The sequence below is a fragment of the Actinophytocola algeriensis genome (assembly GCF_014203735.1).
GTDB classification, from domain to species: Bacteria; Actinomycetota; Actinomycetes; order Mycobacteriales; family Pseudonocardiaceae; genus Actinophytocola; species Actinophytocola algeriensis.
Genome location: NZ_JACHJQ010000009.1, coordinates 144,562 through 167,501 on the forward strand (window position 1 = coordinate 144,562; position 22,940 = coordinate 167,501).

16 protein-coding genes, 1 tRNA gene and 3 pseudogenes are annotated in these 22,940 nt (G+C 70.3%); 12 read left to right on the forward strand and 8 right to left on the reverse strand.

Features of this window, described 5'->3' with window-relative positions; genetic code table 11:
• Positions 1 to 59: 59 nt before the first annotated feature.
• Positions 60 to 130, reverse strand: a tRNA-Gln gene (locus FHR82_RS36675).
• A gap of 217 nt (positions 131 to 347) precedes the next feature.
• Between FHR82_RS36675 and FHR82_RS36680 the strand changes: the two genes are divergently transcribed.
• Positions 348 to 1,316 carry an acyl-CoA desaturase gene (locus FHR82_RS36680; RefSeq protein WP_184815235.1) on the forward strand — a complete coding sequence of 323 codons (969 nt, stop codon included), beginning with the start codon at positions 348 to 350 and terminating at the stop codon, positions 1,314 to 1,316.
• A gap of 124 nt (positions 1,317 to 1,440) precedes the next feature.
• The gene (locus FHR82_RS36685) at positions 1,441 to 2,040 is read left to right on the forward strand and encodes a TetR/AcrR family transcriptional regulator (protein ID WP_184815236.1); all 600 of its coding nucleotides are present in this window, start codon (positions 1,441 to 1,443) and stop codon (positions 2,038 to 2,040) included.
• Between the two features lie 178 nt (positions 2,041 to 2,218).
• Here the strand turns inward: FHR82_RS36685 and FHR82_RS36690 are convergent, their stop codons facing one another.
• Together FHR82_RS36690 and FHR82_RS36695 are read right to left on the reverse strand one after the other, a co-directional pair.
• Positions 2,219 to 2,893 (reverse strand): MerR family transcriptional regulator, encoded by a 675-nt coding sequence (locus FHR82_RS36690; RefSeq protein WP_311771450.1) that lies wholly within the window; start codon positions 2,891 to 2,893, stop codon positions 2,219 to 2,221.
• A complete protein-coding gene (locus FHR82_RS36695) occupies positions 2,890 to 4,113 on the reverse strand; it encodes a PQQ-dependent sugar dehydrogenase (protein WP_184815237.1) in 1,224 nt (407 codons plus the stop codon). The genes FHR82_RS36690 and FHR82_RS36695 overlap by 4 nt, the downstream gene beginning before the upstream one ends.
• 64 nt (positions 4,114 to 4,177) lie before the next feature.
• Between FHR82_RS36695 and FHR82_RS36700 the strand changes: the two genes are divergently transcribed.
• Together FHR82_RS36700 and FHR82_RS36705 are read left to right on the forward strand one after the other, a co-directional pair.
• On the forward strand, positions 4,178 to 5,686 hold the full coding sequence (locus FHR82_RS36700; protein WP_184815238.1) for a hypothetical protein: 1,509 nt from the start codon (positions 4,178 to 4,180) through the stop codon (positions 5,684 to 5,686).
• A 12-nt stretch (positions 5,687 to 5,698) separates the two neighbouring features.
• Positions 5,699 to 6,451, forward strand: a complete 753-nt coding sequence (locus tag FHR82_RS36705) for an enoyl-CoA hydratase/isomerase family protein (RefSeq protein ID WP_184815239.1) — start codon at positions 5,699 to 5,701, stop codon at positions 6,449 to 6,451.
• Here the strand turns inward: FHR82_RS36705 and FHR82_RS36710 are convergent.
• Positions 6,448 to 7,450, reverse strand: a pseudogene (locus tag FHR82_RS36710) (IS481 family transposase). The gene FHR82_RS36705 and the pseudogene FHR82_RS36710 sit on opposite strands and share 4 nt — an antisense overlap.
• Before the next feature lie 352 nt (positions 7,451 to 7,802).
• Between FHR82_RS36710 and FHR82_RS36715 the strand changes: the two are divergent.
• From FHR82_RS36715 to FHR82_RS36730, 4 genes are all read left to right on the forward strand, one after another.
• Entirely contained in the window at positions 7,803 to 8,696 is an 894-nt protein-coding gene (locus tag FHR82_RS36715) for a LysR family transcriptional regulator (RefSeq protein ID WP_184815241.1), read from the forward strand.
• 313 nt (positions 8,697 to 9,009) lie between these two features.
• Complete coding sequence (gene mfd / locus FHR82_RS36720; protein WP_184815480.1) at positions 9,010 to 12,561, forward strand: transcription-repair coupling factor; 3,552 nt, start codon at positions 9,010 to 9,012, stop codon at positions 12,559 to 12,561.
• Between the two features lie 24 nt (positions 12,562 to 12,585).
• Positions 12,586 to 13,548, forward strand: coding sequence for a hypothetical protein (locus tag FHR82_RS36725; RefSeq protein ID WP_184815242.1), 963 nt, complete (start codon positions 12,586 to 12,588; stop codon positions 13,546 to 13,548).
• Entirely contained in the window at positions 13,545 to 14,480 is a 936-nt protein-coding gene (locus FHR82_RS36730; protein WP_184815243.1) for a nucleoside triphosphate pyrophosphohydrolase, read from the forward strand. Before FHR82_RS36725 ends, FHR82_RS36730 begins: the two co-directional genes overlap by 4 nt.
• A 113-nt stretch (positions 14,481 to 14,593) precedes the next feature.
• Here FHR82_RS36730 and arsM read toward each other — a convergent pair whose 3' ends face one another.
• Positions 14,594 to 15,361, reverse strand: coding sequence for an arsenite methyltransferase (gene arsM / locus FHR82_RS36735; RefSeq protein ID WP_184815244.1), 768 nt, complete (start codon positions 15,359 to 15,361; stop codon positions 14,594 to 14,596).
• 80 nt (positions 15,362 to 15,441) lie between these two features.
• On the opposite strand from arsM, the gene FHR82_RS36740 reads away from it, so the two are divergent.
• The 3 genes from FHR82_RS36740 to FHR82_RS36750 all read left to right on the forward strand — a co-directional run bounded on the left by FHR82_RS36740 (position 15,442) and on the right by FHR82_RS36750 (position 20,712).
• The gene (locus FHR82_RS36740) at positions 15,442 to 15,831 is read left to right on the forward strand and encodes an ArsR/SmtB family transcription factor (RefSeq protein ID WP_184815245.1); all 390 of its coding nucleotides are present in this window, start codon (positions 15,442 to 15,444) and stop codon (positions 15,829 to 15,831) included.
• Positions 15,832 to 15,993: 162 nt separating this feature from the next.
• The gene (locus FHR82_RS36745) at positions 15,994 to 19,191 is read left to right on the forward strand and encodes a S41 family peptidase (protein WP_184815246.1); all 3,198 of its coding nucleotides are present in this window, start codon (positions 15,994 to 15,996) and stop codon (positions 19,189 to 19,191) included.
• 633 nt (positions 19,192 to 19,824) lie between these two features.
• A complete protein-coding gene (locus FHR82_RS36750) occupies positions 19,825 to 20,712 on the forward strand; it encodes a class I SAM-dependent methyltransferase (RefSeq protein WP_311771451.1) in 888 nt (295 codons plus the stop codon).
• A gap of 92 nt (positions 20,713 to 20,804) precedes the next feature.
• Here the strand turns inward: FHR82_RS36750 and FHR82_RS36755 are convergent.
• Positions 20,805 to 21,115: pseudogene (locus FHR82_RS36755) on the reverse strand (Dyp-type peroxidase domain-containing protein); the annotation flags it as partial.
• Between the two features lie 76 nt (positions 21,116 to 21,191).
• A pseudogene (locus tag FHR82_RS36760) lies at positions 21,192 to 21,428 on the reverse strand (FTR1 family protein); the annotation flags it as partial.
• Between the two features lie 185 nt (positions 21,429 to 21,613).
• Here FHR82_RS36760 and FHR82_RS36765 point away from each other — a divergent pair.
• Entirely contained in the window at positions 21,614 to 22,432 is an 819-nt protein-coding gene (locus FHR82_RS36765; protein WP_311771452.1) for a lytic transglycosylase domain-containing protein, read from the forward strand.
• On the opposite strand, the gene FHR82_RS36770 is transcribed toward FHR82_RS36765, so the two are convergent.
• Positions 22,429 to 22,815 (reverse strand): tetratricopeptide repeat protein, encoded by a 387-nt coding sequence (locus tag FHR82_RS36770; RefSeq protein ID WP_184815249.1) that lies wholly within the window; start codon positions 22,813 to 22,815, stop codon positions 22,429 to 22,431. The two genes, FHR82_RS36765 and FHR82_RS36770, sit on opposite strands and share 4 nt — an antisense overlap.
• Positions 22,816 to 22,940: the final 125 nt, after the last annotated feature.

Genomic DNA, 22,940 nt, shown 5'->3' on the forward strand with positions numbered 1-22,940 from the left:
ATCCACGTGGCTGTCCACCTTCATCGAAGCCCTGAACCCTGTCCGCCGGCTGCGGACAGCTCCGCCGCCAGGGATCGAACCTGGACCATCAGAACCAAAATCTGAGGTGCTGCCTTTACACCACGGCGGATCGCGGACGGAGTAACCGCCCACGGTTGGACATCGTGGCATGCATGTCTTCGCGTGGGCAGTGGTACCCGGCCTATAGACGGGAAGCGCGTCCGAATGGGTGTGACGCGGCTCACGTGCCTGGTGGGTTCGCGGCTTTGCCTGGTTCATTGGGACGCGTAAGTTACGGTTGCGTAGGCGAGGCTCGCCTAACCATCTGGAAGACGGGGTAGCTAGGTATGACGACGACCCTCGACGAGTCAGCAGGCGGTGCCGCGCCACCGAGCAAGGGGCCCAAGCCTGTGACGGTGGGCCGCAGGAAGAACTACGCCCAGCTGGGCGTGTACATCTTCGTCCTCGGACCGTTCGCGGCCCTGATCGCGGCGGTGCCACTGGCGTGGGGCTGGGGTCTCACCTGGGTGGACGTGATCCTCGCGTTCGCGTTCTTCTACTTCACCGGGCACGGCGTCACCGTCGGCTACCACCGGTACTTCACGCACGGGTCGTTCAAGGCCAAGCGGCCGCTGAAGGTCTTCCTCGCGATCGCGGGCAGCATGGCCGTGCAGGGCCCGCCGATCATCTGGGTCGCCGACCACCGGCGCCACCACGCGTTCTCCGACAAGGAGGGTGACCCGCACTCGCCGTGGCTGTACGGCACCGGCCCGATCGCGCTGACCAAGGGTTTCTGGCACGCGCACATGGGCTGGATGTTCGACCGCAGCCTCACCAACAAGGAGCGCTTCGCCCCCGACCTGCTCGCCGACAAGGACATCGTCAAGGTCAACAACACGTTCGTGATCTGGACCGTGCTGACGTTCCTGCTCCCGGCCGTGCTCGGCGGGCTCATCACGTGGTCCTGGTGGGGCGCGCTGACCGCCTTCTTCTGGGCAGGCCTCGTGCGCGTCGCGATCCTGCACCACGTGACCTGGTCGACCAACTCGATCTGCCACATGATCGGCGACCGCCCGTTCGTGTCCCGCGACAAGGCGGCGAACGTCTGGCCGCTCGCGATCCTGTCCTTCGGCGAGTCGTGGCACAACCTGCACCACGCCGACCCGACCTGCGCCCGCCACGGCGTCAAGAAAGGCCAGATCGACACGTCGGCACGCATCATCTGGTTCTTCGAGAAGTTCGGCTGGGTGCACAGCGTCCGCTGGCCGACGCAGGCGCGGCTGGCCAAGATCTCGGCGGGCTCTGACGTCACCTAGGAGCCCAATTACCCCCGGACTGTCGGCGGTTGCCTCTAGGGTGACTGAAATGGCGGTCAGGCGGCGGGATCGTGCCCGTACGGCGCCTCCTCGACGTGGGGAGGCGCGGGTGCCGCGGGTACGCATGACAGGCAAGGAACGGCGGCAGCAGCTGCTGGACGTGGCGCGGTCGCTCTTCGCCGAGAAGGGTTTCGACGGTGCGTCGATCGAGGAGATCGCGCACCGTGCCAACGTGTCGAAGCCGGTGGTCTACGAGCATTTCGGCGGCAAGGAAGGTGTGTACGCGGTCGTCGTCGACCGGGAGATGCACGATCTCCTGTCGTCGATGACCACGGCACTGGCGGAAGAGGCGCATCCCCGGTTGCTGCTCGAACGGGCGGCGGTGGCGCTGCTGGACTACGTCGAGGAGTCGGCCGACGGGTTCCGGATCCTGGTCCGTGCTTCGCCGGTCGCGTCGTCCACCGGGACGTTCTCCTCGCTGTTGAACGACATCGCCTCGCAGGTCGAGAACATCCTCGGGGTGCAGTTCAGCTCGCGGGGGTACGACCCCAAGCTGGCGGCGCTGTACAGCCAGGCGCTGGTCGGGATGGTCGCGCTGACCGGGCAGTGGTGGCTTGACTCACGCAAGCCCAGGAAGGCCGAGGTGGCCGCGCACCTGGTGAACCTCTCGTGGAACGGGTTGTCGCACCTGGAGGACGCACCTGAGCTGCGCGAGTCGCACTGACGGTCCACCAGCGGGTTCTCCAGGTCGGTCAGTGCCTGGTCCGTGATCGCGTCCGTGGCGGGTAGCAGTGCGGACAGGTTCCACACCCGGCCGCGCCGGTGCCGCCAGGTCCTTCGCCCGCAGGTCGCGGACCGGGCCCGTGTCGAGGATGTCCGTCATGCGGTCGACATCCGTCCGGTCAACCGAGGTAGCCGTCCAGGTGCGCGGTCGCCGCCACCATCAGACGGGTTCGCGTCACCAGTGCCGCGCGCCGGGTCTCCACCGCGGCCAGCAGGGCGTCGCTGCTGCCTGATTCCCGCAATCCGTCGAGGATCGGCAGGATCTGGTCCAGGCCGTACCCGTTCTGCCGCAGCATGGTGATCATGCGTGCGTCGCGGATGTCCCCCGGGGTGTAGCGGCGGTAGCCCGTGCCGTGTTCCCGTTCCGGCACCAGCAGGCCCGCCGCCTCCCACACCCGCAGCGCCGACGTCCGCACCCCGAGGACCCGCGCCACCTCACCGATGCGCAGGTCCGAGCGCGGCGTGGGTGCCGCCGACGCGACCGCGGTCAGTGCCTCCGCCGTCGCCGCCAGGTCGCGGGTCTGTTCGTGCACCGCCGCGTGTGCCTCGTTCACCAGTGCCAGGGCCGCCGGCACGTCACCGTCGTGGACCGCGTGCATGATCGTCTTGGCCGCCGCCCAGCCGAAGCCCTTCGCGAGTGCGCGGTAGGTGAGCAGCGCGGCGCGGTGGCGTTCGCCGAGTACGCGGTAGCCCGACTCCGTGCGGGCCGCGGGCGGCAGGACACCCCAGTCCACGTAGTTGCGGACCTGCTGTGTCGAGACACCCGCCTCCCGGGCGAGGTCGATGGGCCTCACGCCGGGGTGACGCGCAACAGCTTGTCGTCCGTGCCGTTGCTGGTCGTCAGGTACAGCGCGCCGTCCGGGCCGGTCCGCGCCGCGCGCAGCCTGCCGAACGTGTCGGTGAACTCCTTCGGCACCGCCACCGTCGTCACGTCACCCTGGTCTTTCATGGACAGCAGAACGACCTTCTCGCCCTTCAGCGCCGTGATCACCAGCGCGCCGTTCAGCGCACCCCACTGGTCGCCGTCGAGGAACGTGGCCGCGCAGACCGCCTCGGTCATGGCGCCGGTCTGCCACTTCGCGGACACGGCGTCCGGGAAGCGCTGCAGGTCGGTCATGTCGACGCCTTCGTCGTAGCCGCCGACCGTGCCGCCCTGCGACGGGTCCCAGCCGTAGTTCTTGCCCGCCTGGACCAGGTTGACCTCGTCGTTCTCGCCGGGCCCGTGCTCGGCGGTGAACACCTGGTCCGAGTCCGGCCGCAGCGCGACGCCCTGGATGTTGCGGTGGCCGTAGGTGTGGACGTACCGCTCGTTGCGGTTCGCCGAGCCGATGAAAGGGTTGTCCGCCTTGGGTTCCCCGGTCTCCAGGTCGAGCCGCAGCACCTTGCCGCCGAGGTTCGTGCGGTCCTGCGGGAAGTTGCCGCGGGCCGTGTCACCGGTACCGACGAGCAGCGCACCGTCGCGGGCGAGCGTGGGGCGGCAGCCGGAGTGGCGGCCGGACGGGTTCAGCGGCAGCCCGGTCAGCAGCTCCTTCTCGCGCGTCGCGATCTGGCCGTCGTCGGCGAGGCGCCACGTGACGAGCCGGATGTCGGTCGGCTGCCCGTTCTCCGTGTGGGTCTGGCAGGTGGTGAAGCGGCGCGTGTCCTCGAAGTCCGGGTGCACGACGAGCCCCATCAGGCCGCCCTCGCCCTGGACGAGCACGTCGGACAGGTCCGCCTTGACGTCCGTGACCGTCGCGCCCGGCTCGCTGCTCGACAGGAGCGCGATCCGCGCGGGCCGCTGTGACACGAGGATCTTGCCGTCGGGCAGGAAGCCGATGTCCCAGCCGTGCGAGAGCCCGCCCGCGACGGTCTCGACCTTCAGCTGCGGGGTCTCGGTGCTGCTGGGCGTGGTCGGTTCGCTCGAACCGCTCCTCGGGACCTGGCCGGTTCCCTCACGCTCCGCTGGGGAGTCGGTGCAGGCGGTGAGCGTGGCGAGAGCCGCTGCGACAACGAGCAAACTCGTCCGGGTTCGCATGGGTCCAGAATGCCCGGACGCGCGTCGTACTGCTGTGTGGTGACGCCTGCCGAGGAGAAGATGGATGAGCGACGACTGGTGGACAGAGCGCCAGCAGAACAAGCGGCTCGCTGGGCTCGAGGAAGACCTGACCTACGTCAGCTCGGCGTTGTCGTCGGCGCGGGCCTCGCAGAACCGGCTGAAAGCCGAGCTGTCGAAGGTCCAGGGGTCGCTCGAACAGCGGCTGAACCGGCTGTCCGCCGCGTTCGACGCGTTCGTGGAGATCAGTGACCTGCGGGTGACGCTCGGGCTCTTCGACTCGCACGGGCGGGTGCGACACCAGGCCAAGCAGCTGCTCGCGGGCGCCGGGCTGCCCGAGGTGTCCGACGTGGACGGCTACTGGCTCGCGCCCGCGCTGCTCGCGCTGTCCGGTGTGACCGACGGTGCCGTCGACGACGACGCGCTCGGCCTGGCGGCGGCCCGGGATCCCTTGCGCACAGCGGCGTTCCACGTGTTGCTCACGTCCGTCGTCGGTGGCCGGTCGACCGTGCCGTCGCTCGCGCCGGCGCTGCCCGCGCTGCCCGCTCTGCCTGTGGAGGTGCCCGCGTACCAGCGTGCCGTGTGGCTGCTCGCCGCCGACGGGTTCTTCGGCACCGAGGGGTGGGAGCTGGCGCGCGAGCGGTGCGCGGAGTTCGTCGCGAGCGTGACCGACGGGTCGCTGGCGGCCGCGCTGCGGGACGTCGCCGCGCCCAAGGCGGTCGTGACCGTGCCGAAGGAGCTGGACGGCGGTGGTTCCCTCGCCACGTCACTGCAGGCCGCCGAGAAGCTCACGGTGCTGCGGACGTGGGTCACCGAGGCACTCGCCGGCTACACGAACGAGCCGGCCGCCGCGCCGGACGAGCTGGCGCGCCGGACGCTGGACCTGCTGATCGACGAGGGCAGCGCGGTCGAGCTGCCCCTGCTCGCGCGGGAACGGGAGCTGCGCGCGGTCATCGAGGGCAAGGAGACCGCGAAGTCCACCTGGGACAGTCCGGCCGGGACCGCGGCGGACCTGCTGCGCGCGGACCTCGCGTCGGAACGCCCCAACCGCAAGGCGCTCGCCGTGCGGGCGAGCGCGCCGGTGCTGGTCACGCTGGCCGAGGAGTTCGCGACCACGGCACGGGAGGAGGCGCCCGCGTCGCTGGACGTCCGCACCAGGTACGGCCGCGTGACGATCACGCCGGCCGGCCAGGACGACACGTCGATGCGGCGGGCGCTGGACTTGGTGGCGCGGACGGCGAACGTGGAGTCCCAGCGCAAGTACGTGGCGATCGGCGCAGGCGCCGTGGGTGTGCTGCTCGTGGTGCTGGCGGTGTTCGCGGGCTGGGGCTGGGTCCTCCCCGGCCTGGTGGCGCTCGCTGTGGCGGGGTACCAGTGGTTCGCGGACGGCAAGGAGCGCAAGAACGCCGCGGAGGAGGCGGAGCGTTCGAGGAAGGCGCTCGTCACCGACGTGGACCAGCGTGTGGAGGCGTTCGCCAAGACCCGCCGCGAGCTGCAGGACCGGCAGGCGACGGTCGACGAGGACCTGACGGCGTTGCGGGCGGCTCTGACGTGAGATCGTGACCGGGTGACGCTGAGGCTGGAGATCGAGGACGCGGTCGCGACGCTGACCATCGACCGCCCGTCGAAGCGCAACGCGATGAGCTTCGAGATGTGGTCGGCCATCCCCGGCCTGCTCGACAAGGTCGCCGAGGACGATGCGGTGCGTGCCCTGGTCATCCGGGGCACGGACCACTTCTCCGCGGGCGCCGACATCAGCGAGTTCGCGACACTGCGGTCCGACGCGGAGGGCGCCGAGCGCTACGGCGCGGCGGTGCTGGCGGGCGAACGCGCCATCGCCGGCCTCCCGAAACCGACGATCGCCGCGATCACGGGCGTGTGCGTCGGCGGCGGCTGCGAGATCGCGCTGGCGTGCGACATGCGCGTCGCGGCGCCGGACGCCCGGTTCGGCATCACCCCGGCGAAGCTGGGCATCGTCTACAACTTCACGTCGACGAAGCAGCTGGTGGACGTGGTGGGCCCGGCGTGGGCGCGGCAGGTCCTGTTCACCGCCGACATCATCGACGCGGACACGGCGTTGCGCATCGGCCTGGTGAACGAGCTGACCGAGGACCCGGTCGCCCGCGCGGTGGAACTGGCTACGACCATGGCCTCCCGCGCGCAGGTCAGCCTCCGCGGCGCGAAGACCATCATCACCAAGATCACCGAGGGCGAACACGAGGACGACGAGGTCCGCGCGCTGTACACGGAGTCGGTGCAGAGCCCGGACTACGCCGAGGGCGTCGCGGCTTTCCTGGAGAAGCGCACGCCGAGGTTCTAGGTGTATGAGGTCATGACGTTGGTGACGCCGGTGTGGAGCCGGGTGACGGGTGGCTGGTTTCCGGCGGTGGTGTGGGGTCGATGGTAGTTGTAGTGGACGTTCCAGACCTGCAGCGCTGCTGACCTGTGTTGTTCGCTGGTCCAGGTGTGGGCGTAGAGGAATTCCTCGGCCAGGATCCGGTGATAGCGCTCGACCTTGCCGTTATGGCGAGGTGTGTAGGGCGTGATGCGCTGGTGGCGCGCTCCGCGGAGCACGGTGGCGAAGTCGCGGGCGCGGTAGCAGGCGCCGTTGTCAGTCACGATCCGGTGGACATGCTGGATGCCGTGGCGGGCGAAGAACGCGCGGGCTCGGTGGGTGAAGGCGATCGCCGTCCGGGCCTGCTCGTCGGGCAGGGCCTCGGTGTAGGCCAGACGGGAGAACCCATCGATCGCGGTGTGCAGGTAGGTGTAGCGGCCGCGGCCGCCGCGTCGGCGGCCTCGGACCGACTGTTTGGCCTGTTCGCTGCCGCGGCCGTGGACCCGCCAGCCACCACCGTCAGGGATGACACCGACCTTCTTCACGTCGAGGTGGACCATGTGACCGGGCCAGCGAGCATGGATGCGGCGCGGCTCGCGGTTGTTCTCGCCGGTCGGGTCGATAAACCGGCGCCGGTTCAACCCGAGGTGGGCCAGGTGCCGGCTGACGGTCCGGACAGCGACCGAGGTTCCTTCGCCAGCCAACTCCAGAGCGATCCGCCGGGCGGACCACTTGCGTTCCCGGCGCATCGCCTCGATCCGCACCACGACCTGCCCGGTCGTGGCCGTCGGCTGGTGGTGCGGGACGCTGGGCCGATCGGCCAGGCCAGCGTCGCCGTACTCGCGGTGACGGTTGACCCACTTCGACGCGCACTGCCGCGAGATCCCCATCTCAGCGGCGACATGCGCGACCGGACGCGACTGGCAGCGCTCGACCAGACGACGACGGCCTTCCACGGACAACGGGGGCATTACGGTGGAGCATCGGACGGGTCTTTCTGCTCGGCGAATGAGTTGGTGGTACTTCTCATCCTGCCGCCGAAAGACCCGTCCCCTCGTCTCAGCCCCTACCAGCCGTCACCAACGTCATGACCCGCAACATCTAGGCGCGAGGCCGTCCCCGCGACACCACCTGGCCGCAAACCCGAACCTGCAGTGATCCGCAACTGCACCGGGTCCACTGTGTGGCGCCCTCGGCGCTCCGATGCCAGGACAGGACCGTGAAGGGGTCGGCGTCAGGCCACCCGCAGTAGGGGCATCGCATGAGTCCAGCAAAGTCGCGCGGATCGTGTACGTCCACGTTGACTTTCCGAACAATACTGTGAAGCCTCGACTACATGATTGACCTCCGCCGACTGAAGGTCCTGCGCGCGGTCGCCCACTACGGCACGATCACCGCCGCCGCGCGTGCCATGCACTTCACCACCTCCGCGGCCTCCCAGCAGATCCGCCAGCTCGGTCGTGAGCTGGGCGTGGCGCTGCTGGAACCCCACGGCCGCAACGTCCGCCTGACGGAAGCGGCCCACACCCTGCTGACCCACGCGGACGCGATAGAAGCGAGGTGGGAACAAGCCGAAACCGACCTGAGAGCGGCAAAAGACGAACCGGCGGGCCTGCTACGCCTGTGCTCCATGCCGACAGCGGTGTCCCGCCTGCTGGCCCCGGTCGTGGCCCCGCTGACCACGAAGTACCCGAAGCTGAAGATCCAACTGAGAGAAGTGGAACAACAACAGGCGTTCGACCTGCTCTTCTCAGGCGAAGCCGACCTGGCGGTCATCGAGGTGACCCCGGCCAACCCGCCCCGGACGGATGCCCGCTTCGACCAACGCCCACTGACCGACGACGTGTTCGACCTGGTGGTGCCCGCGGCACACCCACAGGCCGCCGCCGAGGTGGTCGATCTGGCGGACTTCGCCACGGCGGACTGGATCATCTCGTCGGTGGCGTGCACCTGCCGGGAACACACACTGGCGGCCTGCGGCGCGGCGGGCTTCACCCCACACATAGCCCACGACGCACTCGAGTGGAACGCGATCGGCCACCTGATCGCCCACGGCCTGGGGGTGGCGCTGGTGCCACGCCTCGCGTACCTGGCCCCACACCTACCGGTGAAGCGACTGCACCTGGCGAACCCCCCGACCCGCAAACTGCTGACCACCACCCGCGGCGGCGGGTACACCAACCCAGCCATCGCCGCCGCCCACGACGCCTTGTCCGACGTAGCCGCCTGACCCAGCGCACAGCCCCCGCACTTTTGCGGGAGCGTGCCCACCCTCCCGGTCGAAGATCATGGCGAACCAGCCGGCCGCCGCGGTGATCGCGCGATGATCTCCGCGTCGTCCTCGTCGGGTTGGTGCACGTGCTCCTCGTCCGCCTGCGACAGGGCACCCGCCGTCCGCGTCCGGACCCGAACGGGTTCACGCCCGGCGAGCGTGCATGTATTCGGTGGCCCGGGGCACGTAGGGTGGATGTCGAGAACCCCTCCGCCGGGCTCGTCCGGGGCAGGGGTGTGTCCGCGTGCTTCGAGGGGTATCTCCAGTGTCGTTGTCCGGTCTCCTGCAAGCAGTGCTGCCCGACCCCGCCCTGACCAAGATCACCGAGTCCGCCGGTGCGGCCGGCCTCGAGCTGGAAGGCCCGACCGCTGTCCGGCCGCTGGTCACCGCTGCCCTGGCCGCGCGGAAACCAGTACTCGCGATCACGGCGACCGGTCACGAGGCGGACGACCTCACCGCCGCGCTCCGCGACCTGCTCGGCCGTGACGCCGTGGTCAACTTCCCCTCGTGGGAGACGTTGCCGCATGAGCGCCTCTCGCCGCGCGCCGACACCGTCGGCCGCCGCCTGGAGGTGCTGCACCGGCTCCGCCGCGACGACGCGCCACAGGTCGTGGTCGCCACCGTGCGCAGCCTCATCCAGCCGATGGCGCCCGGCCTCGGCAGCCTCGACCCGGTCCACCTCGTCGTCGGTGAGGAGCACGACTTCGACGGCACCGTCGAACGCCTCGTCGAGCTCGCCTACACCCGCGTCGACATGGTCGAGAAGCGTGGCGAGTTCGCCGTCCGCGGCGGCATCCTCGACATCTTCCCGCCCACGGCGGAGCACCCGGCCCGCGTCGAGTTCTGGGGCGACGAGGTGTCGGAGATCCGCTGCTTCGCCGTCGCCGACCAGCGCTCGCTGCCGACCGAGATCACCGAGGTCAACGCTCCGCCCTGCCGTGAGCTGCTGCTCACCGAGGACATCCGGCAGCGCGCCATGGCCCTCGCCGAGGAGCAGCACGACGCTGGCGCGTCCGACGCCCACCTCGCCGAGATGCTCGTCAAGCTCGCCGACGGCATCCCCACCGAGGGCATGGAGGCCCTGATCCCGGTCCTGTGCGAGGGCGAGCTGGACCTGCTCACCGACGTCCTGCCCGACGGCGCACACGTCCTGGTCATCGACCCCGAGAAGGTCCGCACCCGCGCCCACGACCTCGTGCGCACCGGCCAGGAGTTCCTCGAGGCCGCGTGGATGGCCGCCGCGGGCGGTGGCAAGGCGCCACTCGACCTCGGTGCCTCGGCCTACCGCGGCCTCGGCGAGATCGCCCAGCACGCCCGGGACACCGGGCACCCGTGGTGGACGCTCTCGCAGCTCACCACTCCCGGCGAGCAGGTCGTCCAGCTCGACATCGCGGGCGTCGAGGGCTACCGGGGCGACGTCGCCCGCGCCTTCGCCGACCTCCGCGCCCACATCGCCACCGGCGGCGCCGCCGTGCTCGTCGTCCCCGGCGCCGGTACCGCCCGCCGCGCGGTCGAGCAGCTCTCCGACGCCGACGTCCCGGCCACGTTCGCCGAGGACGGCCTCACCGAGCCGCCGGCGAGCGGCATCGTCACCGTCGTCCGCGGCGCCATCGAGGAAGGCTTCCTCGCGCCGGAGCGCGCCCTGGTGGTGCTCACCGAGACCGACCTGACCGGCGGCAGGCACGGCACGTCCACCAGGGACCTCTCCGCGAAGATGCCCTCCCGGCGGCGCAACGCGGTCGACCCGCTCGCACTGAAGACCGGGGACTACGTCGTCCACGAGCAGCACGGCATCGGCCGCTACGTCGAGATGGTCCAGCGCACCGTCGGTGGTGCGACCCGCGAGTACCTACTGCTCGAATACGCCTCCTCCAAGCGCGGCCAGCCCGGTGACCGCTTGTTCGTGCCCACCGACCAGCTCGACCAGGTGTCCCGGTACGTCGGCGGTGAGCTGCCCACCCTGAACAAGCTGGGTGGCTCCGACTGGAAGAACACGAAGGCCAAGGCCAAGAAGGCCGTCAAGCAGATCGCGGCCGAGCTGGTGCAGCTCTACGCGGCCCGCCAGTCCGCGCCCGGCCACGCGTTCGGTCCCGACACCCCGTGGCAGCGCGAGCTCGAGGACGCGTTCCCGTTCACCGAGACCCCCGACCAGATGGCCGCGATCGACGAGGTCAAGGCCGACATGATGCGCGGTGTCCCGATGGACCGCGTGATCTGTGGCGACGTCGGCTACGGCAAGACCGAGATCGCCGTGCGTGCCGCGTTCAAGGCCGTGCAGGACGGCAAGCAGGTCGTGGTCCTGGTGCCCACCACGCTGCTCGCCCAGCAGCACCTCAACACGTTCATCGAGCGCATGGCCTCCTTCCCGGTCACCGTGAAGGGCCTCTCCCGGTTCACGCACGGCCCGGACGCCGATGCCGTCATCGAAGGTCTCGCCGCGGGTGAGGTCGACGTGGTGATCGGCACGCACCGCCTGCTGCAGACCGGTATCCGCTACAAGGACCTCGGCCTCGTCATCGTCGACGAGGAGCAGCGGTTCGGTGTCGAGCACAAGGAGCACATCAAGGCGCTCCGCACCCACGTCGACGTGCTCACCATGTCCGCCACCCCGATCCCGCGCACCCTCGAGATGTCGCTGGCCGGGATCCGCGAGATGTCGACCATCCTCACCCCGCCGGAGGACCGGCACCCGATCCTCACCTACGTCGGCGGCTACGACGACAAGCAGGTCGGCGCTGCCATCCGCCGCGAGCTGCTGCGCGACGGCCAGGTGTTCTTCGTGCACAACCGGGTCTCGTCCATCGAGAAGGCCGCGCGCAGGCTCCGCGAGCTGGTGCCGGAGGCCAGGATCGTGACCGCGCACGGCCAGATGAACGAGGACCGCCTCGAGAAGATCATCGAGGGCTTCTGGGCCCGCGAGTTCGACGTGCTGGTCTGCACCACGATCGTCGAGACCGGTCTCGACATCGCCAACGCCAACACGCTGATCGTCGAACGCGGCGATCTGCTCGGCCTCGCCCAGCTGCACCAGCTGCGCGGCCGCGTCGGCCGTGGCCGCGAACGCGGCTACGCCTACTTCCTGTACCCGCCGGAGGCGCCGCTCACCGAGACCGCGCACGACCGGCTCGCCACGATCGCGCAGAACACCGAGCTGGGTGCGGGCATGGCGGTGGCCATGAAGGACCTGGAGATCCGCGGCGCGGGCAACATCCTCGGCGCCGAGCAGTCCGGCCACATCGCGGGCGTCGGCTTCGACCTCTACATCCGGCTGGTCGGCGAGGCGGTCGACGCGTTCCGCAAGCACGCGGGCGCCGAACCGGGCGAGGAGGAGGAAGAGCTCGCCGGGGTGCGGGTGGACCTGCCGGTGGACGCCCACATCCCGCACGACTACGTGCCGGGCGAGCGGTTGCGGCTGGAGGCCTACCGCAAGATCGCCGCCGCGGCCGACGCCGACGGGCTCGCCGCCGTCGAGGAGGAACTGAAGGACCGCTACGGCAATCCGCCGTTGCCGGTGCGGCGCCTGTTCGCGGTGGCGGCGTTCCGCCAGACGTGCCGCGAGCACGGCGTCACCGAGGTGACGTTGCAGAGCAGCTCGATCCGGTTCGCGCCGCTCGCGCTCCGCGACTCGCAGATCGTGCGGCTGAAGCGCCTGCACCCCAAGGCGACCTACAAGCCGGTGAGCGAGCTCGTCACCGTGCCGAGGCCGACGGAGGGTGGCGCGGGCGGCCGGATCGGCGCGCCGCCGTTGCGTGACGTCGAGCTGCTGGACTGGTGCCGGAAGCTCCTCGAGTCCCTGGTGATCGCCCCCGCTCCCGTTGGCTAGGGGGCTGTGAGAGGCTTGGCGACCGTGACGAGTGTCCTTCGCCGTGCCGTAGCGCCGTTCGCCGCCGTGACCGCGCTGGTCGCGACGCTGACCGCGTGCGGGACCGGGCCAAGCCAGGTCAACTCCGCCGTCATCATCGACGACCACGTGATCTCGGTCGACGAGGTGCAGGCCCTGATCGACAAGGTCGTCAAGGAACCGGCCGCGCGGCCGCTCGCGCAGCAGCACAAGCTCGACCTCGTCGCGCGCGAGGTCGTGTCGCAGCTGATCACGCACGACCTGCTCACCGAGGTCGCCCGGGAGGAGAACCTCCGGGTCGACCAGGCGCAGCTGTCGATGCTCCGCGAGCAGGACCCGCTGGCCGGGGACCTGCCGACGGACGGCAGCGTGCCCACCGAGCAGCTGGTGCCCGCACTCGTCAACCGGGCCCGCGGGTTCGAGGCGTACGCCAACGACAACCTGCTGCTGGTCGAGCTGGCGAACCGGTACCTCGGCCGTGCCGACGTGAAGTACAACGTCGCCGGTGTCACCGACTACGACGATGCCAAGGCGCTCGCGGAGAAGATCGCCGCCGACCCGGACAGCGGCGCGTCGCTCATGCGGTCCGCCTCGTCCGAGGACCTGCCGCCGCAGCTGAACTCCGAGACGGGACCCGGTCCGCTCGCCCTCCAGCTGATGGTGCCGGACGACTCCGTCCTTCTCATCAACCAGCCGGCCACTGAGCAGAGTGCCGGTGGTTTCTTCGTGGTGCAGGTCCTGTCCAAGGAGGTCGCGTCGAGCGCGTCGCCGGAGCTCGACCCGAGCCAGATCGACCCGAACCAGCTGCCGCAGTACGGCAAGTACCTGCTCCGCGAGCAGGCGCTCGGCAAGAACCTGCGGGTGAGCCCCCGCTACGGCGAGTGGAACCTCGCCGAGCTGAAGGTTCTGCCCAAGGCCGAGGCCGGTGTCGCGGGGCTCCTGCTGGTGCCGGACGCCGACAAGTCGTGACGCCCGCGGCCGAGCCCACGCGGTCGGGAACGGCCGTCGTGCTGCTCGGGCCCGGCGATGCGATCCCGTCGGCCGCGCTGCCGTTGGTGCGTGCCGCGACCGCGGTGTACACGACCGCGGACGCGCCGCCGCCTGCCGCGCTCGCCGAGGAGGCGTCGTCCGGCCGGGTGGTGCTGCTGACCGCGGACCTGGCCGACCCGGCAGCCGCCGCGCTGCTGGCACGCGGCGCGGCGATCGTCCGGCCTGAGCCGGTGTACGGCGCGGGCCTGCTGGCCGCGGTCGCGGTGATGGACCGGCTGCGTTCGCCCGGTGGCTGCCCGTGGGACGCCGAGCAGACCCACGACTCCCTGAAGCAGTACCTCGTCGAGGAGTGCTTCGAGCTGCTGGAAGCCATCGAGGACGGTGACCGGGCGGCGTTGCGTGAGGAGCTCGGCGACGTGCTGCTGCAGGTGCTGTTCCACTCCCGTGTCGCACAGGAGTCGCCGGACGCCCCGTTCTCCATCGACGACGTGGCGAACGAGCTGGTGACCAAGCTCGTCGGCCGCCATCCGCACGTGTTCGCGGGCGGTGATCCGGAGGTGCGGGACGCCCGCACGCAGGAGCACCGCTGGGAACAGCTGAAGCAGCAGGAGAAGAAGCGCGAGTCCAGCGTCGACGGTGTGGCGATGGGGCAGCCGGCGACGGCGTTGGCCGCGAAGCTGGTGCAGCGCACGAAACGGGCCGGCCTGCCCGTCGATCTGCTGCCGGACTCGCCGCTGTTCGCCGCGGCGGCCCGGTCGAAGCTCGCGGGTGAGGATCCGGAGGGTGCGCTGCGCGCGGAGGCACGGAAGTTCGCCGCGGACGTGCGTGCCGCGGAACAGGCGGCCCGCTCCGAGGGCGTTGATCCGGCCGCCATGAACGAGGCGGAGTGGCGCCGCTTCTGGCCGTCCTGACGATCGTGGCTTCGGGCTCGCTGGTTCGTGTCATGTCCCCACGATGCGTGTGATCAGGGCCTTTGTCAGCAAGAAGCCCGAGCGAATGGGACATTCGCTCGGGCTTGTCAGGATCAAGCCGGAGCGCCCTCGGGCTTCCTCGCGCGGACGATGGCGGAGTGCATCCCGTCCGCGACCTGGTGCGTCAGCGTGATGTCCACCTCCGTGAGACCCGCGGCCGCCAGGCCCTTCCGGTACTCGCCGATGGACAGCGCACCCGCGATGCAGCCCACGTAGGACCCGCGTTCGGCGCGCTCGCCAGGGGTCAACGCGTCCTCGGCGACCACGTCGGACACACCGATCCGGCCGCCCGGGTTCAGCACGCGGAAGGTCTCGGCGAACACGGCCCGCTTGTCGACCGACAGGTTGATCACGCAGTTCGAGATCACCACGTCGACGGTGCCCGCGGGCAAGGGAATGTTCTCGATCGTGCCTTTCAGGAACTCGACGTTGGTGGCACCGGCCTTGGCCGCGTTGGCGCGCGCGAGGGCCAGCATCTCCTCGGTCATGTCCACCCCGTACGCCTTGCCTGCCTGCCCGACGCGCCGGGCGGACAGCAGCACGTCGATACCGCCGCCGGACCCGAGGTCGAGCACGACCTCACCCTCACGCAGTTCGGCGACGGCGGTCGGGTTGCCGCGCCCCAGCGACGCGGCGACCGCCTCGGCGGGCAACTCGTCCCGCTCGGCGGTGCCGTACAGGGTGGCCCCGAAGCCGTCGTCCACCTCGACAGCCCGAGGACCGCAACAGTCGCTGTTCGCCCCGCTCACGGTGACCGAGGTCGCGGCTGCGGCGTAGCGGGCGCGGACGGTCTCGCGCAGGTCGTCGGTCGGTGTGCTCATCGTGGCTCTCCTCCGGTAGCTGATTCGACGTTCGTCGATACAAGCTTGCGACCTGATTAGAAGTCCGTCAATATAGAGTTGTGTCGAGTCAAGAGTTGCCACTCGTGTCGCGGGACGCCGCCTGCTGCTCGGACCTGACGTCCGCGCCGCTGTCCGAGGAACGCGCGGCCGAACTCGCGCCGGTGTTCAAGGCGCTGGGGGATCCGGTGCGCCTGCGGCTGCTCTCGATGATCGCGTCGCGCTCGGGCGGAGAGGTCTGCGTGTGCGAGCTGACGCCCGCGTTCGACCTGTCCCAGCCGACGATCTCCCACCACCTCAAGCTCCTGCGGCAGGCCGGGCTGATCGACTGCGAGCGGCGGGGGACCTGGGTCTACTACTGGGTGCTGCCGGAGGCCACCGACAAGCTCGCCGCGCTGCTCACCCGCCCTGCCGAGGTGCCCACGGTGCTCGCCTCCTCGCGGCCGTCGTGAACACGGCCGATGGCTGAAGAACGCAGAGGTTCGTAACGCACCCACCCGGTCCGGGTGTGGCTCACCGACCTGCCGTGCGAATGGACCATTCGCACGCATTGGTTCCGCACACTGCCCCTTCAGGCCGTCAATTCGTCGGTGATCGCGGCTAACGTGGCGGCCGTGAACGACGCCTACCTCCGATTCCCACACCTCCACGGTGAGCTGATCACCTTCGTGGCCGAGGACGACGTGTGGCTCGCGCCGCTCGGCGGCGGCCGGGCCTGGCGGGTCTCCGCCGACCAGGTCACGGTCGGTTCCCCGCGCTTCTCCGCCGACGGCACCCACCTGGCCTGGACCAGCTGGCGTGACGTCGAGCCTGAGGTGCACGTCGCCCCCGCGGACGGTGGCCCGAGCCGCCGCCTCACCCACTGGGCCGACGTGAACACCGAGGTGATCGGCTGGACCGCGGCCGGCGAGGTGCTGGCCGTCAGCACGGTCGGGCAGCCGAGCATCCGCCGCACGTGGGCCTACGAGGTCGACCTGGACGGCGGGACGCGGCAGCTCCCGTACGGGCCGGTGGGCGGGATCGCGACCAGTCCGGACGGTGCCGTGGTCCTGCTGGGCGCCACGTCGCGGGAACCGGCCTGGTGGAAGCGTTATCGCGGCGGCACGGCAGGCAAACTGTGGCTCGACGCGGACGGGTCGGGTGAGTTCACCCGTTTCCTACCGGACATCGGCGGCAACGTGGCGTCGCCGATGTGGGTGGGCGACCGGATCGCGTTCCTGTCCGATCACGAGGGAGTCGGCGACCTCTACTCGTGCCTGCCGGACGGTGCGGACCTGCGCAGGCACGCGGTGGACGCGCCCGGCGAGTTCTACGCGCGCAACGCGACGACCGACGGCAGGCGCGTGGTGTTCCACCGCGCCGGGCGCCTGTGGCTGGTCGACGGGCTCGACAGCGAGCCGAGGGAGCTGGACATCCGGCTGGGCGGCCCCCGGCTCGCGCGGGCGCCGTACCCGGTGCGGGCGGTGGACGAACTCGGTGACCTGGGGCCCGACCACACCGGCCGGGGCAGTGCCATCGAGGTGCGTGGCACCGTGCACTGGCTCACGCACCGGGACGGGCCGGTCCGTGCGTTGTCGGCCGAGCCAGGTGTGCGGGCCAGACATCCGCGCACACTCGGCGACCAGGTCGTGTGGGTGACCGACGCCGATGGCGAGGAGGCGCTGGAGATCGCACCGGTCGGCGGGGCGGCGGGTGCCGCGCCGCACCGGATCGGCGCGGGCAGGCTCGGCCGGGTTCTCGAGCTGGCCGCGTCGCCGGACGGCAGGCGGGTCGCCGTCGCGACACACGACGGCCGGGTGCTGCTCGTCGAGGTGGAGACCGGTGAGCTGCGCGAGCTCGTCCACACCACCGATGGCGACCCGTGCGACCTGGCGTTCTCGCCGGACTCGGCGTGGGTCGCGTGGTCACACCCCGGGCCGAACCCGCTGCGCAACATCAGGATGGCCAACACCACCGATCTGTCCACAGTGGACGTGACGCCGCTGCGGTTCGTGGACTCCGATCCGCAGTTCACGGTGGACGGCAAACACCTCGCGTTCCTGTCGATGCGCAGCTTCGACCCGATCTACGACACGCACGTGTTCGACATGTCCTTCCCGTACGGCACCCGGCCGCACCTGGTGCCGCTCGCGGCGACCACACCGTCGCCGTTCTCGCCGCAGTTGCGGGGCCGCCCGGTGGACGACGAGCCGGACGGCAAGGACAAGGACAAGGACAAGGACGACGACGACGCGCCGCCGCGCACCGCGGTCGACCTGGAGGGCCTCGGTGAGCGGGTGGTCGCGCTGCCGGTGCACGCCGCCCGGTACGGCCACCTCCGCGCGGTGAAGAACGGCCTGGTGTGGCTGCGGTACACGCTGTCCGGCGTGCTCGGCCACGACGGGGACGGTGATGGCGACGACAGCGACAAGACCGTCCTCGAACGCTACGACTTCGTCAAGCGCAAGCACGAGACGCTGGCCGACAGTGTCGACGGTGTGTGGGTGACCGGCGACGGCGAACGGCTCGTCGTGCGTGAGGGCTCGCGGTTGCGGGTGCAGTCGGCGGACGCGAAGTCGGACTCCGACGACAGCGGCGATGACGTGCGGGTGGACCTGTCGCGGGTCCGGGTGCAGGTCGACCCGGCGGCGGAGTGGCGCCAGGCGTTCGACGAGGCCGGCAGGTTGATGCGCGACCACTTCTGGCGCGCGGACATGAGCGGCGTCGACTGGTCCGGGATGCTCGCGCGGTACCGGCCGCTGGTCGAGACCGTCAACTCGCACGACGAGTTGGTTGATCTGTTGTGGGAGGTACAGGGCGAGCTGGGCACCTCCCACGCGTACGTGACGCCGCCCGGCGACGGGGTGGAGTCGGCGCGGCGGCTGGGTCTGCTCGGCGCGGACCTGGTGCGTGACGGTGACGTGTGGCGGATCGAGCGGATCCTGCCTGGCGAGTCGTCCGACCCGCGTGCGCGTTCGCCGTTGCGCGCACCCGGTGTGGCGGTCCGGGCCGGCGACGCGATCGTCGCGGTCGACGGACGCCCGGTCGATCCGGTGACGGGGCCGTTCCCGCTGCTGGCCGGCACCGCGGACAATCCGGTGGAGCTGGTGATCGCCCCGGGCGGTGGGGGTGCGAACCGGAGCGTGGTGGTCGTGCCGCTGCTGGACGACATGCCGCTGCGCTACCACGACTGGGTCGCAGGCCGCCGGGCGTACGTGCACGAGAAGACCGGCGGCAGGCTCGGCTACGTGCACGTGCCGGACATGGTGGCGAACGGCTGGGCCGAACTGCATCGCGACCTGCGCCTGGAGGTACGGCGCGAGGGCCTGATCGTCGACGTCCGCGAGAACCGCGGCGGCCACCTCTCCCAACTGGTGGTGGAGAAGCTCGGCCGCAAGATCATCGGCTGGCAGATCACCCGCGACGCCCACACCGCGGAGAGCTACCCGCACGACGCACCCCGCGGCCCGGTAGTGGCGGTGGCGAACGAGTTCTCGGGCTCGGACGGCGACATCGTCAACGCGGCCATCAAGGCGCTGGGCATCGGCCCCGTGGTCGGGACGCGAACGTGGGGCGGCGTCATCGGGATCGACATGCGCTACCACCTCGTGGACGGCACGTTGGTCACGCAGCCGCGGTATGCCACGTGGCTGGAGGGGCCTGGGTGGGGGGTGGAGAACTACGGCGTCGATCCGGATGTGGAGGTCGTGATGGCACCGCAGGACCACGCCGCCGGCCGGGACCCTCAGCTGGATGCCGCTGTCCGGTTGGCGTTGGAGGCATTGGAGGTGACGCCCGCGGCTGTTCAGCCTGAGTTGCCGCCGTTGGTGTGATGATCGGTTTGGGCTGCGCTGGCGCGGGGCGGAGAGGGGTCGGGGCGGAGGGGGGAGAGGTGCGGGGAGGGGATGGCAATGAGGTGCTTGGCTAGGTTTGCTTGAAGGGCTGTTTGGCGTCTTCGACGTGCGGTTCGGTGCCGGGCTGGGTCGGGGCAGGGGCTGCGGCTGAGGGTGTCTTCAGCGTGTAGTTGTTGGCGCTGCTCATGTTTGGGTGGTTGGCAGGGCTTAGCCGAGGTGGGCTTTGTTGCTGGGCGCCGCTTTCCCTGCTGGCTGCTTTGGCGGCCAGCAAAAGGCGCGAAAAGCGCGCGCGTGGGGGCGTGAGCCCCACACAGCACCACCCAGGCAGACTCACCAAGACCACCCCAACCCGGCCAACGAATGAGGACACAGCACTGCTCTCGGCTGCTGGCCGCTTTCGCTGCTGCGGCTTTGCTGGTGGCTGTTGTGGTCGCTGGTGGGCTGCCGTTCCGGGTGCGTCGGCCTGGCCGGTTGGGAGCTGCCGCAGTCGGTTGTTGCCGGGTCCGTCTGTGGTTGTCGGTGGCGCTGGGTCACGGTTTCGCTGCTGCGTATTGCTTTCTGTGGTTGTGCTCCCACCTCTGGGTTGTTCTCGCATGATTCATACTCGCGTCGGTGGACATCGGTGTTGATTTTGTGGCTCTATGGGGTGTGCGCGGATTTGAGCCTCAGGTTGAGGAGATGATGTTGGCCAACCAGGCCAACTGGGATCAGCGGACCCCCATTCATCTCGCCAGTGCGTTTTACGGGGTGGACGGGTCTCGGGCGCCCGAGACCTGGTTCGCTGAGTACGAGTGGGGGGACCTCGGGTCGCTGGACGGGGTTGACCTGCTGCATCTCCAGTGCCACCTCGGAGTGGAGACCATTGCTCTGGCTCGGCGGGCGGCCCGGGTCGTCGGGCTTGACCTCTCTGGGGAGTCCGTCGTCCAGGCTCGCTCCGTCGCGGCTCGGCATGGGGTCGACATCGAGTATGTCCAGGGGAACGTTTATGACGCCGTCGATGTGCTTGGCGGGCGTCAGTTCGACCTGATATACACCGGGAAGGGGTCGCTCTGTTACCTACCCGACCTATTTCCCTGGGCTGACGTCCTCTCGCGGCTTTTGCGGCCCGGGGGGTCGTTCTACGTGATCGAGTTTCATCCGCTGCTTTACTCGCTGGGGGTCGTGCCGCCTGCTGATGGGAGTCAGGAGTTGTTGTTGCGCAACGACTTCCTCTCCGGGCGGGGTGCTGAGAAGCGAGATGCGACCTACACCTACACCGACGGGCCCGCGCTTGCCGATGCTCGTGTGGCCTACGAATGGCGGCATGAGATCGCCGACGTCGTGAACGCGCTCGTCGCAGCCGGGCTCGTGGTCGAGTTGCTTCGGGAGTCCGACGCGTTGCCCTGGCCTCGGTGGCCGGGGATGGTCCGAGGGGACGACGGGTGGTTTCGGCTGCCCGACGACTCGCCCCGGATTCCCCTGCTCTACGCCCTTCGGGCGCGTAAGCCGGTCACCGGGTGAACAGGGTTTCGCCCCAGTAGCCGTCCTTCGACACTCCGGGGGACCGCGAACAGCCTGAACCCGTGTGTTCCAGGTACTCCATCATGGAGTCCTTCGTCGACAGGGAACCTCGGCAGTGGGGCAAGGGCCGGGGGCAGCCGGTCCGCCAGGCCGAAGCGGTCGTCGAACAGGGACGCTCCGAAACCGATGGTCAGGGTCAGTGCCGACGCCGGGAGGTCCAGGGCCTCGCCCGTGTCCGCCGGGGCCGCTTCCGGGACGCCCCCCGCCCCGTCCGGCGTGGCTTCCAGGCCCTGCGTCATGCGGTCAGGGCACCCGCCGCCGCGCCGGCACCGGCTACCGCCGCGCCGGCACCGGCTACCGCCGCGCCGGCGCCGACCACGCCGAGCAGCCTGCGCCTCGACACCTTCGACGGCCCCGGTCACTGGCCCGCCACCACCTCTGCCACCTGGCTGATCGGCTCACCGAGGGCGTCCATGGTGCGTGCCGCGTTCGGCGGTGCGGACGTTCGCGTAGAAGAACGCCATGGTCTCGAGGCCCTCGCGGCCGACCGCGGGCAGCGCCATCACCGCGACCGCCACCGGCCCGATCGCGAGCGTGGCGGACAGCTTGCCGCGCAGCTCCTTCGCGATCGTGCGGGCCGTCGCCCGCATCCAGAAGATCATCCAGGTGACGAACCCGACCGCGACGATCGACAGCGAGCCGCCGACGATCTCCTGCATAGGTAGCTTGCCTGCGTGTCCAGCGGTCCGCGGCCGCTGCGATCAAAATGCGTTCACGGTCGCCTGGATTAGCCTGTTTGTCCAGGTCAGGCATAGGATTTGGGGGCCAAAACAGGACTATTCGCGGCGCTTTCCGGCCGGGTGAGTCACACCACCCCGCGCGTGTACGTAGCCTGGGATGCGTGTCCTCTCCCGTCCCGACGATCGAACGTCCCGCGCCGGAGCCCCCACCTCGCCGCAAGCTCGGCTGGTTGATCTTGCTGGTGGCCGCTCTCATCGCGGGCGTGACGGTCGTCGTCATCGGGTTCGACCGGCGCGCGCCGCTGACCACGCCCACCACACCGCCCCCGGGCTTCGAGGTGCCGGAGCTGAACGCGGCGCCCGGCGCCGCGGTCCCGACGGTGACCGCGGTCGCGCAGGGCCGGACCGGCACGAGCCTGTCGGCGTGGGCGGACCGGCTGTCGGAGAAGACCCAGATCCCGGCCCGCAGCCTCGTGGCGTACGCGGAGGCGGAGATCGCGGTCCGGACCAGCGACCCGGACTGCGGGATCAACTGGGCGACGCTCGCCGGGGTCGGCCGGGTCGAGTCGCACCACGGGCGGTACGGCGGCTCGGACATCGGCGACGACGGCGTGCTGACCCCGCCGATCATCGGCATCCCGCTCGACGGTTCGCCGGGTGTGCGGGCCATCCAGGACACCGACGGCGGCCGCCTCGACGGCGACACCCGGTGGGACCGCGCGGTCGGCGCCATGCAGTTCCTGCCGACCACCTGGGCGCGCTGGGGTGTGCGGGCGAACGGTGACGGCACACCGCCGGACCCGCAGAACATCGACGACGCGGCGCTGTCCGCGGCCGGTTACCTGTGCGCGTCCGGTGGCGACCTGTCGAGTGCCGCGGGCTGGTGGCAGGCCGTGATGACCTACAACCAGTCGGTGGCCTACGGGCGGAACGTGTTCGACGGCGCGGACGCCTACGCGAAGGCCGCGGCCGGGCTCTAGCGGTCGCGTTCGACCGACAGCCGGGCGCTGACCTCGCCGAGTGCTTCCTGGTAGGCCGGGTCCGGGTGCATCGCGACCGCGAGCCGCAGCTGGGTCTGCGCCTCGGTGAGCCTGCTCATCCGCTGCAGCGTCTTGCCCAGCGCGAACAAGGCGTAGTGGTCGGTCGGGTCCAGCTCGATGACCCGGCGGAACGCCTGCTCGGCGCGGCGGAGCTGCGCGGAGATGAGGTACGCGCGGCCGGCGAGCAGGTGCACGGACGACTTGTCCGGCTCGGCGTCGAGGACCGGTTCGAGCGCGGCGAGGGCGTCCAGAGGCCGGCGTTGTGCCACCAGCGACTCGGCGCGGCGGAACGCCTCGAAGTTGCCCTGGGCGTCTCCGGTCATGGTGCGCACAACGCTACCCGTGAGCGCCCTGTTCCTGAAGATCCACTCGGGTGATCACGCTCCGTTCACCTCGGGGATGCGCGTGCCTCCAACGGGGGAAACCACGGGCTGGGTACTCTCGTGTC

Excerpts from the sequence above, each read along its gene's own strand:
- FHR82_RS36680 (WP_184815235.1), top strand. The coding sequence starts at position 348 with ATGACGACGACCCTCGACGAGTCAGCAGGCGGTGCCGCGCCACCGAGC.
- FHR82_RS36685 (WP_184815236.1), top strand. The coding sequence starts at position 1,441 with ATGACAGGCAAGGAACGGCGGCAGCAGCTGCTGGACGTGGCGCGGTCG.
- FHR82_RS36695 (WP_184815237.1), bottom strand. The coding sequence starts at position 4,113 with ATGCGAACCCGGACGAGTTTGCTCGTTGTCGCAGCGGCTCTCGCCACG.
- FHR82_RS36700 (WP_184815238.1), top strand. The coding sequence starts at position 4,178 with ATGAGCGACGACTGGTGGACAGAGCGCCAGCAGAACAAGCGGCTCGCT.
- FHR82_RS36715 (WP_184815241.1), top strand. The coding sequence starts at position 7,803 with ATGATTGACCTCCGCCGACTGAAGGTCCTGCGCGCGGTCGCCCACTAC.
- arsM (WP_184815244.1), bottom strand. The coding sequence starts at position 15,361 with ATGAGCACACCGACCGACGACCTGCGCGAGACCGTCCGCGCCCGCTAC.
- FHR82_RS36770 (WP_184815249.1), bottom strand. The coding sequence starts at position 22,815 with ATGACCGGAGACGCCCAGGGCAACTTCGAGGCGTTCCGCCGCGCCGAG.